This window comes from Janthinobacterium kochi, from assembly GCF_051380715.1.
GTDB lineage: Bacteria > Pseudomonadota > Gammaproteobacteria > Burkholderiales > Burkholderiaceae_D > Janthinobacterium.
The window spans coordinates 38,985-55,224 of the sequence record NZ_JBNYXO010000007.1 but is presented as its reverse complement, the minus strand read 5'-3'; the positions used below and the strand labels follow the sequence as shown (position 1 = coordinate 55,224).

Annotated in this window: 14 protein-coding genes; 13 read left to right on the top strand and 1 reads right to left on the bottom strand. The window is 63.1% G+C overall.

The genetic code is table 11. The features are described from left to right. Positions 1 to 3: 3 nt before the first annotated feature. From ACQ4WL_RS16625 to ACQ4WL_RS16570, 12 genes are all read left to right on the top strand, one after another. The gene (locus ACQ4WL_RS16625) at positions 4 to 1,512 is read left to right on the top strand and encodes a UDP-N-acetylmuramoyl-L-alanyl-D-glutamate--2,6-diaminopimelate ligase (RefSeq protein WP_436510739.1); all 1,509 of its coding nucleotides are present in this window, start codon (positions 4 to 6) and stop codon (positions 1,510 to 1,512) included. Then, a complete protein-coding gene (locus tag ACQ4WL_RS16620) occupies positions 1,512 to 2,954 on the top strand; it encodes a UDP-N-acetylmuramoyl-tripeptide--D-alanyl-D-alanine ligase (protein ID WP_436510738.1) in 1,443 nt (480 codons plus the stop codon). Before ACQ4WL_RS16625 ends, ACQ4WL_RS16620 begins: the two co-directional genes overlap by 1 nt. Before the next feature lie 2 nt (positions 2,955 to 2,956). Further along, positions 2,957 to 4,132: a phospho-N-acetylmuramoyl-pentapeptide-transferase gene (gene mraY, locus ACQ4WL_RS16615; RefSeq protein ID WP_426074534.1), complete on the top strand. Its 1,176-nt coding sequence runs from the start codon at positions 2,957 to 2,959 to the stop codon at positions 4,130 to 4,132. Continuing rightward, complete coding sequence (murD, locus tag ACQ4WL_RS16610) at positions 4,132 to 5,688, top strand: UDP-N-acetylmuramoyl-L-alanine--D-glutamate ligase (protein WP_436510737.1); 1,557 nt, start codon at positions 4,132 to 4,134, stop codon at positions 5,686 to 5,688. Before mraY ends, murD begins: the two co-directional genes overlap by 1 nt. Further along, entirely contained in the window at positions 5,688 to 6,899 is a 1,212-nt protein-coding gene (gene ftsW, locus ACQ4WL_RS16605) for a putative lipid II flippase FtsW (RefSeq protein ID WP_436510736.1), read from the top strand. The genes murD and ftsW overlap by 1 nt, the downstream gene beginning before the upstream one ends. Continuing rightward, complete coding sequence (murG, locus tag ACQ4WL_RS16600) at positions 6,896 to 7,990, top strand: undecaprenyldiphospho-muramoylpentapeptide beta-N-acetylglucosaminyltransferase (RefSeq protein ID WP_436510735.1); 1,095 nt, start codon at positions 6,896 to 6,898, stop codon at positions 7,988 to 7,990. Before ftsW ends, murG begins: the two co-directional genes overlap by 4 nt. 10 nt (positions 7,991 to 8,000) lie before the next feature. Beyond that, entirely contained in the window at positions 8,001 to 9,404 is a 1,404-nt protein-coding gene (gene murC, locus ACQ4WL_RS16595) for a UDP-N-acetylmuramate--L-alanine ligase (RefSeq protein ID WP_436510734.1), read from the top strand. 1 nt (position 9,405) lies between these two features. Further along, a complete protein-coding gene (locus ACQ4WL_RS16590) occupies positions 9,406 to 10,374 on the top strand; it encodes a D-alanine--D-alanine ligase (protein ID WP_436510733.1) in 969 nt (322 codons plus the stop codon). A gap of 1 nt (position 10,375) precedes the next feature. After that, entirely contained in the window at positions 10,376 to 11,194 is an 819-nt protein-coding gene (locus ACQ4WL_RS16585) for a cell division protein FtsQ/DivIB (protein WP_436510732.1), read from the top strand. A 45-nt stretch (positions 11,195 to 11,239) separates the two neighbouring features. Beyond that, positions 11,240 to 12,472: a cell division protein FtsA gene (gene ftsA / locus ACQ4WL_RS16580; RefSeq protein ID WP_010394955.1), complete on the top strand. Its 1,233-nt coding sequence runs from the start codon at positions 11,240 to 11,242 to the stop codon at positions 12,470 to 12,472. Positions 12,473 to 12,626: 154 nt separating this feature from the next. Beyond that, positions 12,627 to 13,835: a cell division protein FtsZ gene (ftsZ, locus tag ACQ4WL_RS16575; protein WP_436510731.1), complete on the top strand. Its 1,209-nt coding sequence runs from the start codon at positions 12,627 to 12,629 to the stop codon at positions 13,833 to 13,835. A gap of 184 nt (positions 13,836 to 14,019) precedes the next feature. Continuing rightward, positions 14,020 to 14,526 carry a peroxiredoxin gene (locus ACQ4WL_RS16570; RefSeq protein ID WP_436510730.1) on the top strand — a complete coding sequence of 169 codons (507 nt, stop codon included), beginning with the start codon at positions 14,020 to 14,022 and terminating at the stop codon, positions 14,524 to 14,526. A 66-nt stretch (positions 14,527 to 14,592) separates the two neighbouring features. Here ACQ4WL_RS16570 and ACQ4WL_RS16565 read toward each other — a convergent pair whose 3' ends face one another. Then, entirely contained in the window at positions 14,593 to 15,360 is a 768-nt protein-coding gene (locus ACQ4WL_RS16565; protein ID WP_436510729.1) for a class I SAM-dependent methyltransferase, read from the bottom strand. Between the two features lie 104 nt (positions 15,361 to 15,464). Here ACQ4WL_RS16565 and ACQ4WL_RS16560 point away from each other — a divergent pair, with 104 nt between their 5' ends. Further along, positions 15,465 to 16,238: a helix-turn-helix transcriptional regulator gene (locus ACQ4WL_RS16560; protein WP_436510728.1), complete on the top strand. Its 774-nt coding sequence runs from the start codon at positions 15,465 to 15,467 to the stop codon at positions 16,236 to 16,238. Positions 16,239 to 16,240: the final 2 nt, after the last annotated feature.

Below are 16,240 nucleotides of genomic sequence, written 5' to 3'. Positions count from 1 at the left end.
CTCATGACCATACAAGATATCAGTTTGTGGATCAAAGCGGCTGCCCCGTCCGGGCAGCTGACGTCCGATTCGCGCCGCGTGCAGCGCGGCGACGTGTTTTTTTCCTACGCGGGCGCCACCCAATTCATCGCCACCGCCATTGCGCAGGGCGCCGCCGCCATCGTGCATGACGCCGTTGAATGGGACGCCGCATGGAATGTGCCGCATCTGCTGGTCAGCGACCTGAAACGCCTGGCCGGCCCCGCGGCACATGCTGTTTACGACATGCCCGACAGCGCCATGTTCAGCGCCGGTGTGACGGGCACGAATGGCAAGACCTCGTGCGCGCTATGGCTGGCGCAGGCCCTGGCGCGCCTGGGCGAAACCTCGTCCGTCATCGGTACCTTGGGCGTGGGTCTGTGCAAGCCGCGCGGCGCCATCGAATTCGACGTGACCGGCTACACCACGCCCGACGCGGTGCTGCTGGCGCGTAAACTCGCCGCCATGCGCGACGCCGGCGCCAAGGCCGTTGCCATCGAAGTGTCGTCGATCGGCCTGGACCAGGAGCGCGCGGCCGGCATGCATTTTGATGTCGCCATGTTTACCAATCTGACGCGCGACCACCTGGACTATCATGGCGACATGGCGGCCTACGAGGCGGCCAAAGTCAAGCTATTCGACTGGCCCGGCCTGAAAACGGCTGTCATCAACCTCGATGACCCCATGGGGCTGCGCCTGGCGCGCCACGTGGATGGCAAGCTGGCGGGCGCGTATCCGGTCATTGGCTATACCTTGCAGGATGCAGCCGGCCAGCCGGACCTGCCGGGCGTGCTGATGCTGCGCGCCAGCCAGTTCCGCAGCCGCAATGCCGGTACCGACTTCCACCTGGAATGCGCGCTGGGCGTGGCGCTGGTCAAAACGCAGCTGGTGGGCCACTTCAATATCAGTAACGCGCTGGCCGTGCTGGGCGCCTTGCTGGCGCATGGCACCGGCCTGCGCGCCGCCATTGAAGGTATCGAATCGCTGCAGCCGGCTCCCGGCCGCATGCAGCAGATGGGTGGACAGGAAGCGCCGATGGTCGTCATCGATTATGCGCATACGCCGGACGCTTTGGCCAAAACCCTGGCCGCATTGCGCCAGGTGGCGCAGGAGCGGGGCGGCCAGCTGTGGTGCGTGTTCGGCTGCGGCGGCGACCGCGATCCGGGCAAGCGTCCGCAGATGGGCGCCATCGCGCAGTTGGCCGATCACGTGCTCGTCACCAGCGATAATCCGCGCAGCGAAGACCCGCACGCCATCATCGCGCAAATCGTCGCCGGCATGCGTGCAGACGGCCCGCAGCCGCAGGCCATCGAAGACCGCGCCGCGGCGATCCTGTCGGCCATCAAGCATGCCGCCAAGCCGGACGTGATCCTGCTGGCGGGCAAGGGCCATGAGGCGTACCAGGAAATCAAGGGCAAGAAACTGCCGTTCTCCGATGCCGACCATGCGCAGCTGGCCCTGTCCGCGCGCCTGACCATGATGAGGACGAACTGATGGACCGTCTTATACACGCAAGCCTGGGCGAACTGATGCCTGCCCTGCATGGCGCGCAGCTGACGGGCGACGCCGTTTTTGACGGTGTCTCCACCGACAGCCGCAGCGCCCAAGCCGGTTCGCTGTTCGTCGCCCTGCGCGGCGAAAGTTTCGACGCCCATGACTTCCTCGACCAGGTGGCCGCGCGCGGCGTTGCCGCCGTGGTGGTCGAGCGCCTGCCCGAAGGCTGGGACAGCGGCAAGGTGCCGGCCATCGTGGTCGCTGATACTCTGGTCGCGCTGGGCCGCATCGCCCATCACTGGCGCCGCCGTTTCAACCTACCCGTCATCGGCGTCACCGGCAGCAATGGCAAGACCACCGTCAAGGAGATGATTTCATCCATCCTGGCGGCGGCCTTCGGCGAAGAAGCGCGCCTGGCCACGCGCGGCAACCTGAATAACGAGATCGGCGTGCCGCTGACCCTGTTCCGCCTGAATGAAGAACACAAGGCAGCCGTCATCGAGATGGGCATGAACCATCCGGGCGAGATCGGCCGCCTGGCGGCGATTGCCGCGCCGACCCTGGCGATGGTCAACAACGCGCAGCGCGAGCACCAGGAATTCATGCATACCGTGCTAGCGGTGGCGCGCGAGAACGGCGCGGCGCTGGCGGCCTTGGCCGACGACGGCGTGGCCGTCTTCCCGCATGGCGATGAATTCACGCCCCTGTGGCGCGAACTGGCCGGCGCGCGCGCCGTCATCACCTTCGGCCTGTCGAAAGACGCCGATGTGAGCTGCACGCATCGCGCCGCCGAGGATTTTGGCAGTGACATGTTCGTCAGCGTGCGCGCGCAGGACGGCAGCTTGCGCCAGTTCTTTGTCGGCTTGCAGGCAGCGGGCGAGCATAATGTGCGCAATGCGCTGGCGGCCGTGGCATGCGCCGTTGGCGCCGGCATCGCCATCGAACATATCAAGCAGGGCCTGGAGGCGTTCGCGCCCGTGAACGGTCGCCTGCAGAAAAAACGTGCCGCCAACGGCGCCACCATCATCGACGACACGTATAACGCCAATCCGGATTCGGCGCGCGCGGCCATCGATGTGCTGGCGCAGGCCGCGGCACCACGCATCCTGGTGCTGGGCGAGATGGGCGAAGTCGGCACGCAGGGGCAGCAGTTCCACGAAGAGATCGGCGCCTACGCCGCCATCAAAGGCATCGAATACGTGCTGGCGACGGGCGGCCTGGCGCGCCATCTGGTGAATCCAGCGCAGGCTGCCGCCAGCCAGGAATCAGGCACGGTCGTGGAGTATTTCGAACAGTTCGACGGCTTGCTGGCGGCGCTCGATGCGCATTTGTCCGGCCGTTCGGATGCAACAGTATTAATCAAGGGCTCCCGCTTCATGAAAATGGAACGGGCCGTGCAGCATTTGATTGGTTCAAACAACAATAACAAGGAAGCTCACTAATCATGCTGCTCTGGCTCGCTCATTATTTCCAGGACGACATTGGCCCATTGCGGGTCTTTAACTTCATCACATTCCGTGCCGTCTTCGCCACCTTGACGGCGATTTTGATTGGCCTGTGCGCCGGTCCCGCCGTGATCCGCATGCTCACGCGCATGAAGGTCGGCCAGGCCGTGCGTACGGACGGTCCGCAGACGCATCTGAAAAAACACGGCACGCCCACCATGGGCGGTGTGCTGATCCTGATCGCCATCGGCATTTCCACCCTGCTGTGGGCCGACCTGTCGAACCGCTTTATCTGGCCAGTGCTGATTGTCACGCTGGGCTTTGGCGCCGTCGGCTGGGCTGATGACTACCGCAAGGTGGTGCACCAGGACCCGGAAGGCATGCGCTCGCGCGAAAAATACTTCTGGCAGTCGCTGATCGGTATCGCCGCCGCCTTTTACCTGGCGTTTTCCGTCTCTGTGTCGGAACCCGATGCGGGCCAGGTGTGGAATTTGATCTACGCCTGGGTGCAGTCCGGCTTTGCCATGGACCTGCCGCCCAAGGCCGATTTGATCGTGCCCTTCTTTAAAACCATCAGCTATCCGCTGGGTGTGTGGGGCTTCATCGCGCTGACCTACTGCGTCATCGTCGGCACCAGCAATGCCGTCAACTTTACGGACGGTCTCGATGGCCTGGCCATCATGCCGACCGTGATGGTGGGCACGGCCTTGGGCCTGTTCGCCTACCTGACGGGCAACGCGACCTATGCGCGCTACCTGTTCATTCCGCACATCCCAGGTGCCGGCGAACTGGTGATCTTCTGCGGCGCACTGGCCGGTTCTGGCCTGGCCTTCCTCTGGTATAACACGCATCCCGCGAAAGTGTTCATGGGCGACGTGGGCGCGCTGGCCCTGGGCGGCGCGCTGGGCACCGTGGCCGTCATCGTGCGCCAGGAAATCGTCCTGTTCATCATGGGCGGCATCTTCGTCGTCGAAACGCTGTCCGTGATTATCCAGGTCGTCTGGTTCAAGTACACCAAGAAGCGCTATGGCGCAGGCCGCCGCGTTTTCCTGATGGCGCCACTGCATCACCATTTTGAACAAAAAGGCTGGAAAGAGACGCAGGTTGTCGTGCGTTTCTGGATCATCACCATGATGCTGGTGTTGCTCGGCCTGACCACCTTGAAGCTGCGCTAATGATGTACGACGCTAAAACCGCACTGGTACTGGGCCTCGGGGAATCGGGCCTGGCCATGGCCCTGTGGCTGGCCCGCAGCGGTGCCTGCGTGCGCGTGGCAGATACAAGGGAAACTCCGGAGCGCCTGGCAGCGTTGCAGGCCGCCGTGCCACAGGCGCAGTTCATCGCTGGCGCCTTCACGGCCGAATTGCTCGACGGCGTCGACTTCGTCGCCGTCAGTCCTGGCCTGGCGCCGCAGCGCGAACTGGCACAGATTGCACCTGCCGCTCTTGAGAAAAATATCCCCGTGTGGGGCGAGATCGAACTGTTCGCGCAGGCGCTGGCGGCGTTGAAGGCGGAGCGCGGCTATGCGCCGAAAGTGATCGCCATCACGGGCACCAACGGCAAGACGACGGTCACCAGCCTGGTGGGCTTGCTGTGCGAACGCGCGGGCCTGGCCACGCGCGTGGCCGGCAATATCAGCCCGGCGGCGCTGGACGTGCTGCGCGAAGTGCTCGATGCGGAACCGGCGCCGCTGCCGGCCGATGCAGAAGCTGAAGCGGCGGAACCCGTCGCCAGTACCTTGCCGCAGGCGTGGATTTTGGAGTTGTCCAGCTTCCAGCTGCACACGACGTTCAGCCTGCAGGCCGATGCGGCCACGGTTCTGAATCTGTCGCAGGATCACCTGGATTGGCATGGCGACATGGCCTCCTATGCGAGCGACAAGGCACGCATCTTCGGCGATCAGACCGTGCGCATCCTGAACCGCGACGATGCGTTAGTTATGCACATGGCCGATCCGCTGGCCGCGACGATCACCTTCGGCACGGGCGAGCCGCTTGACGTGGACAGCTTTGGCCTGGTCAATGAGCGGGGCATCTTCTGGCTGGCGCAAGCCGTGCCGAGCGAAGAAGTCATCGAGAAAAAACGCAGGAAGAACGATCCGGCACCGGAACCGGTGCCGACGATGGCGAAGAAACTGATGCCGGCCGATGCGCTGAAAATCCGTGGCCAGCACAATGCCTCGAATGCGCTGGCGGCGCTGGCCCTGTGCCGCGCCATCGGCCTGCCATTCGCGCCCTTGCTGCATGGCTTGCGCGAATACCAGGGCGAGCCGCACCGGGTGGAACTGATCACGGCCGTGGGTGAAGTCGAATACTACGACGACAGCAAGGGCACCAACGTGGGCGCAACAGTGGCCGCGCTGTTCGGCCTGGGCAAGGCGTTTGGTGGCGCGCAGCAGCGCCTGGTGCTGATCGCCGGCGGTGACGGCAAGGGGCAGGATTTCTCGCCGCTGGCCGAACCAGTGTCGCGCTACGTGCGTGCCGTGGTGCTGATCGGCCGCGACGCGCCTGCGCTGCGCGCGGCTCTGGAACCGGCGGGCGTGGACATCGTCGACTGCACCACCTTGCCGGAAGCGGTCAAGCGCGCCAGCAGCCTTGCCTTGGCCGGCGATGCCGTGCTGCTGTCGCCCGCCTGCGCCAGCCTGGACATGTTCAAGAACTATGCGCACCGCGCGCAGGTGTTTGTCGACGCCGTGCGCGATATCGCACTGGAAAACGGACAGGATATCTGATGGCCTTCCAACTGCCCTTCAGCTTTGGTTCCGGCTCGGCTGCCAAGCCGCTGGATAGCCGCGCGCGGCAGTCGAAGATGATGGACTATGACAAGCCGCTGGTGTGGGTTGTCCTGCTGCTCATGTTGCTGGGCATGGTGATGGTGTATTCGGCCTCGATCTCGCTGTCGGATGCGCGCAAGTTTGCCGCCTACACGAACAATTATTTCGTCGTGCGCCAGGGGTTGTTCATCGGGGTGTCGATCATCGTCGCCGCGCTGGTGTTCCGCATCCCTGTGGCCACCTGGCAAAAGATGGCGCCATGGCTGTTCATCGGCACGCTGGTGCTGCTGGTGATGGTGCTGATACCTGGCCTGGGCGTGTCGGTCAACGGTGGCCGCCGCTGGCTGAACCTGCCTGGCCTGCGGCCGCAGCCGTCCGAGCTGATGAAGGTAGTGATGGTGCTGTACGCTGCCGATTACACGGTGCGCAAGCAGGAGTACATGCACAAGCTGACCAAGGGCTTCATGCCGATGGCGCTGGCCGTCAGCTTCGTCGGCCTGTTGCTGCTGATGGAACCCGATCTTGGTGCTTTCGGCGTGATCGTCTGCATCGCCATGGGCATCCTGTTTTTGGGCGGCGTCAACGCCATCTGGTTCGGCGGCATCGGTGCCATGCTGACGGCGATTTTCGTCACCATCATCGCCTTGTCGAAATTCCGCCGCGAGCGGTTTTTTGCGTATCTCGATCCGTGGCAGGAAGACAATGCGCTCAACAAGGCTTACCAGCTGACGCACTCGCTGATCGCCTTCGGGCGCGGCGAACTGTTTGGCGTGGGCTTGGGAGGCAGCGTGGAAAAGCTGCACTACCTGCCCGAAGCGCATACGGACTTTTTGCTGGCCGTGATCGGCGAGGAACTGGGACTGGTGGGCGTCCTGATCGTGATCGGCATGTTCTACTGGATTATCAAGCGCGCCTTCGATATCGGCCGCCAGGCGATTGCCATCGACCAGACCTTCGCGGGACTGACGGCGAAAGGCATCGCCATCTGGATCGGCGTGCAGACCTTCATCAACATGGGCGTGAACCTGGGCCTGCTGCCGACCAAGGGCCTGACTTTGCCTTTGATGAGTTATGGCGGCACGGGCGTACTGATTAACTGTATCGGCCTGGCGATTTTGCTGCGCATCGATTACGAAAACCGGATCCTGATGCGCGGAGGCCGGCTATGAACAACGTGACGGACTTGAAAACGACGAAAAGACTGATGATCATGGCGGCCGGCACCGGCGGCCATATTTTCCCGGGCCTGGCGATTGCGCAGACGATGCGCGCGCGCGGCTGGGAAGTGAGCTGGCTGGGCACGACCCACGGCATGGAGCAGGAACTGGTGCCGAAAAGCGGCATTCCCATGGACGCCATCGAGTTTTCCGGCATGCGCGGCAAGGGTCTGGCGCACACCATCCAGGGCGGCTTCAAGATGCTGGCCAGCTTCTTTGCCATCCGCCGCTTCATCGCCAGCCGCAAGCCGGACGTGGTGATGGGCATGGGCGGCTACGTCACCGTGCCTGGCGGCCTGATGGCGCGCCTGAAGGGCGTGCCGCTGGTACTGGTCAATGCCGACGCGGCGCTGCTGCTGTCGAACAAGACGCTGGTGCCGCTGGCACAAAAGGTTTGTTTCGGTTTTCCCGCCGATTTCGGCAGTGCCGCCGGCAAGGCCGTTGTCACGGGCAATCCCGTGCGCGCGGAGATCCTCGCCATGGCGCCGCCGGCGTCCCGCTTTGCGGGTCGCAGCGGACCGCTGCGCATCCTGGTGGTGGGCGGCAGTCTGGGCGCGAAAGCGCTGAACGACAATCTGCCTGCCGCGCTGGCCCTGATGCCGGAGGGCGAACGCCCGCTGGTGACGCACCAGTCGGGCAAGAAGAATATCGACGCCCTGCATGCCGCGTATGCGCAGGCGGGCGTGCAAGCCAATGTGGTCGATTTCATCGACGACATGGCCAGGGCGTATACCGAGGCCGATCTGGTGATTTGCCGCGCAGGCGCCATCACCCTGTCGGAATTGACGGCGGCCGGCGTGGCCAGCGTGCTCGTGCCGCTGGTGGCGTCGACCACCAGCCACCAGCGCGACAACGCGCAATGGATGGCGAAGCAAGGCGCGGCGATTCATCTGCCGCAGACGGAAATGAGTGCGGCGTCGCTGAGCACCCTGCTGGCATCGCTGAGTCGCGATACCTGCCAGCAGATGGCGCAAGCGGCACTGGCAGCAGGCAAGCGCGACGCCAATGAGGCGATCGCACACGTATTGGAAAAATTGGCATGAGGTTAGCTCTGTGAAGCATAAAGTAAACAATATCCACTTTGTCGGCATTGGCGGCAGCGGCATGAGCGGCATCGCCGAAGTGCTGGTCAACCTGGGCTACAAGGTGTCGGGCTCGGACCTGGGCAGCAATGCGGCGACGCAGCGCCTGGCGAGCCTGGGCGCGACTGTCATGCTGGGCCACGCGGCCGAGAACATCGGCGACGCCGATGCGGTGGTGACGTCGGGCGCCGTCCCGCAAGACAACCCTGAAGTGGTGGCCGCGCGTGCGCGCAAGATCCCGCTGGTGCCGCGCGCCGTGATGCTCGGCGAATTGATGCGCCTGAAGCGCGGCATCGCCATCGCCGGCACGCACGGCAAGACGACGACCACCAGCCTGGTCGCTTCCGTGCTGGCGCAGGGCGGCCTCGATCCTACCTTTGTGATCGGTGGACGCCTGACCAGCGCCGGCGCGAACGCCAAGCTCGGTTCTGGCGACTATCTGGTGGCCGAAGCCGATGAGTCGGACGCTTCGTTCCTGAACCTGACGCCGATGATCGAAGTGATCACGAATATCGACGCCGATCACATGGACACTTACGAGCACGATTTCGAAAAGCTCAAGCAGGCGTTCGTGCAGTTCACGCACCGTCTGCCTTTCTATGGCCGCGCCATGCTGTGCATCGACGATCCGCACGTACGCGCCATCATCCCATTCGTCACCAAGCCGGTCACCACCTATGGTTTCGCGGAAGACGCCGAAGTGCGTGCCATCAATGCGCGCGCCGTGGGACTGGAAATGCATTTCACGGTGCTGCAGGAAGGCTATCCTGATCTCGATGTGGTGTTGAACCAGCCTGGCATGCACAATGTGCAAAATGCCTGCTCGGCGATTGCGATCGCGCGCGAAATTGGCATCGCCGACAGTGCGACGCAGCAGGGCCTGGCCGAGTTTTCCGGCGTGGGCCGGCGCTTTACGCGCTATGGCGACGTGGCGCTGCCGAACGGCGGTACCTTTGCGCTGGTCGACGATTTTGGCCACCATCCGGTGGAGACGGAAGTGACCCTGGCCGCTGCGCGCGCTGCCTATCCTGGCCGCCGCCTGGTGCTGGCTTTCCAGCCGCACCGCTACAGCCGCACGCGCGACCTGTTCGAGGATTTCGTCAAGGTGCTCGGTGCGTCCGACGTACTGCTGTTGTCCGAAGTGTATGCGGCAGGAGAAGCGCCTATTGTCGCCGCCGACGGCCGCGCCCTGGCGCATGCGCTGCGCGCGCGCGGCAAGATCGAACCGATTTTCGTCGAGTCCATGACGGACATGGCCGACACCATCATGAGCGTGGCGCGCGACGGTGACGTCGTGTTGACCATGGGAGCGGGCTCGATCAGCGGCATCCCGCAGCAACTGACAACGTATCAATCCAACACTGTAAAGGCCTGATGTGAACCAAGCTTCAGCTATCGACGTAAAACAATTGGGCAAGGTCGGCGTCTTGTTCGGGGGCAGCTCGGCCGAGCGCGAAGTGTCGCTGATGTCCGGCACGGGCGTGCTGGCTGCACTGAAAAGCCGTGGCGTGGACGCGCATGCGTTCGACACGGGCGAACGCAGCCTGGCCGAACTGGCCGCTGAAAAATTTGACCGCGTCTTCATCGCGCTGCACGGCCGCTTCGGCGAAGACGGCAGCCTGCAGGGCGCGCTCGAGCAATTGGGTATCCCCTACACGGGTAGCGGCGTGATGGCGTGCGCGGTGGGCATGGACAAGGTCTATACCAAGATGATCTGGCTGATGCACCAGTTGCCGACGCCGCAGTACGCGGTGCTCAATGACAGCTCCGACTTGGCCAAGGTGGCCGCGGAACTGGGTTTGCCGCTGATTGTCAAGCCGCCGCACGAAGGCTCGAGCATCGGCATCACCACCGTCAACGAAGCATCGGCCTTCCAGGCGGCCTACGATATCGCCGCCGGCCTCGATGATTCGGTGCTGGCCGAGGAATTCATCAAGGGCCGCGAATTCACCGTGGCGATCCTGGGCCAGGGCGCCACGGCGCGCGCGCTGCCACCGATTGAAATCGTCGCCCCGCAAGGCAATTACGATTACCAGAACAAGTATTTCACGGACGATACGCAGTATTTTTGTCCGCCGCAGCTGGATCAGGCGATCGTGGCGGAAATGGAGCGCATCGCCGTGGCAGCCTACCGTGCCCTCGGCTGCGAAGGCTGGGGACGTGTGGACGTGCTGATGCGCGCGGCCGACAGCAAGCTGTTCCTGCTGGAAGTCAATACCTCGCCCGGCATGACGGGGCACTCGCTCGTTCCGATGGCGGCGCGCGCGGTGGGTATCAGCTATGAAGACCTGTGCCTGGAAATCGTCGCTGGCGCGCGTCTGAAAATGCACAAGGGACAGCACTGATATGTGGCATGACGCTAAAAGCCTCAATACGACTGCCAACGGCTTGCTCGCCGCGGTTCTGGTCGTGTGCGTGGCCGCCGGCGTCTGGTGGGTGTCGCAGCGTCCCATGTTTGACCTGCGCACGATCAAGGTGGAAAGCGCGGACGACAAGGGTCTGCGCCACGTGAATTACCTGACCCTGCGCAGCGGCACTTTGGGCCGCATCAAGGGCAATTTCTTCACGACCAACCTGGAAAGCGTGCGCGGCGTGTTCGAATCGGTACCCTGGGTGCGCCGTGCCAGTGTGCGGCGCGAGTGGCCGAACCAGCTGATCGTGGCGCTGGAAGAACACGAAGCGCTGGGAACCTGGGGCGAAGATGGACGCCTGCTGTCGGTCAAGGGCGACGTGTTTACGGCCAATGTGGCCGAAGCCGAAGATGACCATGAATTGCCTGCCTTCGCCGGCCCCGATGGCAGCGAGAAGGAAGTACTGGCCACCTACGTGCAGCTGGCAAAGTGGTTTGCACCGCTGAAGATGGTGCCGGAAACGTTGTCGCTGTCGAGCCGCTATGCATGGACCGTGAAACTGGATAATGGCATGAGCGTGGCGCTGGGGCGCGAGCAGAATCATACGACCCTGAAGGCGCGGGTCGACCGGCTGGTAGGCATTTATCCGCAGCTGGCGAGCCGGCTGGAGAATATCGACACGATCGATATGCGCTACCAGAATGGGCTGGCGCTCAGTTCCGCCGGCCTGGTGATACCGGCCGAAGGCAAAGATGGCAAGCCGGCAGCGGCGATCAAGAAGAAAAATGGCAGTCCGATTAAAAAACCGACTTAACTTAATAATCAATTTAGCAATAGCCCAAAAAATTAGGCGACAGAAATGACAAAAGACGCGAAAAACCTGATCGTCGGCCTCGACATCGGCACCTCGAAAGTGGTGGCGGTGGTAGCCGAAGTGATGTCCGACGGGCGCCACGAAGTGATCGGGCTGGGCCAGCACGAATCGAAGGGCCTGAAAAAAGGCGTGGTGGTCAATATCGAGGCTACGGTGGAGTCCATCCAGCGCGCGCTGGAAGAGGCCGAGCTGATGGCCGACTGCAAGATCCGCAATGTCTACGCGGGCATCGCGGGCAGCCATATTCGCAGCTTCAATTCCAGCGGCATGGTGGCCATCAAGGACAAGGAAGTGACGGCCACCGACGTGGCGCGCGTCATCGAGACGGCAAAAGCGGTTAACATTCCGACCGATCAGCAATTGCTGCACACGGTGCCGCAAGAGTTCATCGTCGACAGCCAGGAAGATGTGCGCGAGCCTATCGGCATGAGCGGCATCCGCCTGGAGGTGAAGGTGCATATCGTCACCGGCGCCGTGTCGGCAGTGCAGAACATCGTCAAGTGCGTGCGGCGCTGCGGCCTGGAAGTGTCGGATCTGATCCTGCAGCCGATGGCGTCTGCCGATGCGGTGCTCACGCCCGATGAGAAGGAGCTGGGCGTGGTGCTGATCGACATCGGCGGCGGCACGACCGATGTGGCGGTATTCTCCGATGGCGCGATCCGCCATACGGCAGTCATTCCCATCGCCGGCGACCAGATCACCAACGACATCGCCATGGCCTTGCGTACCCCGACCGCAGAAGCGGAAGAGATCAAGATCCGCTATGGCGTGGCCAAGCAGGTCCTGGCCGATCCCGGCGAATCGCTGGAAGTGCCTGGTCTGGGCGACCGCGGCCCGCGCAACTTGTCGCGCCAGGCGCTGGCGGCAGTGATCGAGCCGCGCGTCGAAGAGTTGTTCGCGATGGTGCACCAGGTGGTGCGCGAATCCGGTTACGAAGGCGTGCTGTCATCGGGCATCGTGCTCACGGGCGGCACTTCCATCATGCCCGGCATGGTGGAAATGGCAGAAGATATTTTCCTGAAACCGGCGCGCCTTGGCACGCCCGAGTATCGGGGTCAGCTGGCCGACGTGGTGCGCAGTCCGCGCTATGCCACGGTATTGGGCTTGCTGCTGGAAGCGAAGAAGCAATACCTGCGCGGCCACATCGTGACGCGTCAGGACGGCTCGGTGAAGGCAGTCTGGCAGCGCATGAAGGAATGGTTTTTAGGGAATTTTTAAGGGCTTGATTTACGCCCGGTAGCACAGGTTTTTTGGCAGCATCGCAGGTACACACACATAACTTTATTTTATATTTAACCGCAGTTTTCAATCTCCAGTTCTCCTACCAATATGAGGCCTGGCGCTTGGAAACCGCATCTGATAGGAGCACATCATGGAGTTCGATATGGTCGATAACACAGCTTTAGGTACCGTCATCAAGGTCGTCGGCGTCGGCGGTGCGGGTGGCAATGCAGTCCAACACATGATCAACAAAGGCATGTCGGGCGTGGAGTTCATTGCCGCCAACACCGACGCACAGGCCCTGTCGACATCGAAGGCCCACAACATCATCCAGATCGGCGATACGGGTCTGGGCGCCGGCATGAAGCCTGCCGTCGGCCGCCAGCTGGCCGAAGAATCGCGCGCACGCATCGCCGATTCGCTGCGCGGCGCGCACATGGTCTTCATCGCTGCCGGCATGGGCGGCGGCACGGGCACGGGCGCCGCTCCTATCGTGGCCGAAGTGGCCAAGGAACTGGGCGCGCTGACGGTCGCCGTGGTCTCCAAGCCATTCTCGTACGAAGGCCAGAAGTGCATGGACATCGCCGACGAAGGCCTGGAGCAGCTCTCCTTGCACGTCGATTCGCTGATCATCATCCTCAATGAAAAACTGGAAGAGATCTACGAAGACGAAAGCATGCTGGAATGGATGCAGCACGCCGATGATGTGCTCAACAACGCGGTGGCCGGCATTGCCGAGATCATCAACGTGCCGGGCCATATCAACGTCGACTTCAACGACGTGAAAACCATCATGGGCGAGCAGGGCAAGGCCATGATGGGCACGGCGACCGCTTCCGGCGTCGACCGCGCGCGCATCGCTGCCGAACAGGCTGTCGCTTCGCCGCTGTTGGATGGTATCGACCTGTCCGGCGCGCGCGGCGTGCTGGTCAACGTTACGGCCAGCCGTGGCTTGAAAGGTAAAGAGATCAAGGAAGTCATGGCTGCCGTGCGCGCGTTTGCCGCGCCGGACGCCTCGATCGCGCAAGGTATTGCCTACGACGACGCCATGGGCGACGATATCCGCGTCACCGTGGTGGCCACGGGCTTGGGTCGCGCGAAGAAAAACATCCAGCTGGTACCGCAGCAAGTGCTGCGCACCGGCACCCACAACAGCCCTCTGACCCCGTCGGCTGCCATGGGTAGCGCGCAAGCGACGACGACGACGGTTGGCGTGGCTACGCCGGCAGCCGGTTTCGACGGCATGAAGGCGCCGGCAGTATGGCGCCGCGAATCGGCTTCCGAGCAAGTGCGCGCGATGGAAAAGAATGGCATGGAAACGTATGACATTCCAGCCTTCCTGCGCAAACAGGCTGATTAAGGTGGTCTGATGCAAGCAAGGATGACGGCGGCCTGAGGGTCGCCGTTTTTTTTTGCCGTTTTTTGACTTTTGCCTTTGCCTTTGCGGCCACTTTCTGCACAAATACGGCAAGTCAGGCATACTATTGCGCAGTGTCGGCATCATGCCGGCAGCATCCTCAACCGACAGTACACAAGGAGTCAACATGACCATCAAGATCGGCGACACCCTGCCAGAAGGCACCCTGGCCGAATTCATCGAAAGCGAAACCGAAGGCTGCGCACTGGGCCCGAACACGTTCAACGTGCAAGACCTGGTCAAGGGCAAGAAGATCGCCATCTTCGGCCTGCCGGGCGCCTACACCCCGACCTGCTCCGCACAGCACGTGCCAGGCTATGTGCAGCACGCTGCCGACCTGAAAGCTGCGGGCGTCGATGAAATCTGGTGCATCTCCGTCAACGACGCGTTCGTGATGGGCGCCTGGGGCCGTGACCAGAAAGCCACCGGCGTGGTGCGCATGATGGCTGACGGTAATGCCGCCTACAGCAAGGCCCTGGGCCTGGACGCCGATTTTTCCAAGCACGGCATGGGTACGCGCTCGCAGCGCTACTCGCTGCTGGTCGACAATGGCGTGGTGACGCAATTGAACATCGAGCAAGGCGGCAAGTTTGAAGTGTCGAATGCGGAAACCTTGCTGGGCCAGCTGGCTTAAGCTATATGGGGTCAGACCCGTCGGGTCTGACCCCATCAAAAAAACGGCGCCATCGGCGCCGTTTTTTCATTGTACCTGCGGTTTCGTCGCCTCGAACATGGCCGCATCGATGCTGAACGAATAATCGTCCTGCAGCGCGAAATATCTTCTCGCTTCCTCGGGCGCGCCATCGAACAGATTGCGGATGGCCGAGACTCTTTCGGCGGGCGTGCGCATGCGCGCCACCCACTCGTCAAATTGCATGGCCAGCTTCCACACGTTGCGCAAGCTGTGCGTAAAGCCTGCGTTGTCGAACTTGGCACCCCATTCGCACGTACGGTAGTCGCGCACGTGCGAGGCGTCGCGCAGCATTTCCACCGCCTGCAAGGTGCTGTCGTACAGGGCCGTCTTGGGTGCCACGATGTCGACCACCAGCAAGGTGCCGTTCGGGCGTAACACCCGCCACGCTTCGGCCAGCGCGCCTGCCACGTCGTTCCAGTGGTGCGCGGAAAAGCGTGTGACGATCATGTCGAAGCTGGCATCGGCAAACGGCAAACGGGCGACGTCGCCCTGCCGCGTGCTGATATTGTGCAAGCCGCGCTGCGCCTTGGCGTAGTCCACCACGTCGAGCATCGGCTGCGCCAGGTCGTAGGCGACGACTGACTTGGCCACGGGAGCGACGGCGAAGCTGGCGTGGCCGGCGCCGCAGCCCAGGTCCAGGACGACTGGCTTGCCATGGCGGCGCGCACATTCCTGCATCAGCACCAGGTCGGCGCCTTGCGCGTGTACCGCGCTGCTCAGGTAGGCATTCGCCGTCTTGCCAAACTGTTCGGTAACGACATCGTGCTGCTGCATGGTTTTCTCCTGTTGATGGGTGAGTTCCTGCAGAATAGGGATAAAATTATCCTGTAACAAGACCATAACTTATACTGGTATATTTACTACCATGCATTCCTGTCATGTCGAGCAAACTCGCTGAATTCATCCGCGCCCGGCGCGAAGCCGTCACCCCCGCCATGGCCGGCTTGCCCGGTGGCGGGCGCCGGCGTACGCCAGGCTTGCGGCGCGAAGAGCTGGCGCAGCTGTGCGAGGTCAGCCCCACTTGGTTGACGTGGCTGGAGCAGGGGCGGCCCGTGTCGGCGTCGGCCAAGATGCTGGCCCGCCTGGCGCAAGTGTTGCAGCTGAGCGCTGCCGAGCGCGCCTATCTGTTCGAGGTGGCCGACAAGCATGACCCCAGCCACGGCACAGGCGAGGGTGGGGGGCCTGCGGCCGCCGAGCTGGTCGCCATCGTCGGCGCCATCGACGCGCCCGCGTATATCCTGGACCGGGAATGGAATGCCGTGGCGTGGAACGGCGCGGCGTCCGCGCTGTTTGCCGGCTGGCTGCATGGCGACGGGGACGCGCCGAACCAGCTGCGCTTCATGTTCCTGGACGCGGGGGCGCGCGACCTGGTCGTCGGCTGGCCCGAACGGGCGCAGCGCCTGGTGGCGGAGTTCCGCGCCGATATCGGCCGGCAGGTGGACCAGGCGCCGTTGGCCGGCCTGATCGCGGAACTGGCCGGGGCCAGCCTTGAATTTCGCCAATGGTGGGGCGCGCAGCAGGTGCTGGGCCGCGATGGCGGCTTGCGCCGCTTCCAGCACGCGCAGCAGGGGCTGCTTGAGTTCAATCAGGTGACCTTGCACCTGGCGCGCCAGCACGACTTGAAACTGGTGATGCTGTTGCCGGTGTCGTAGAC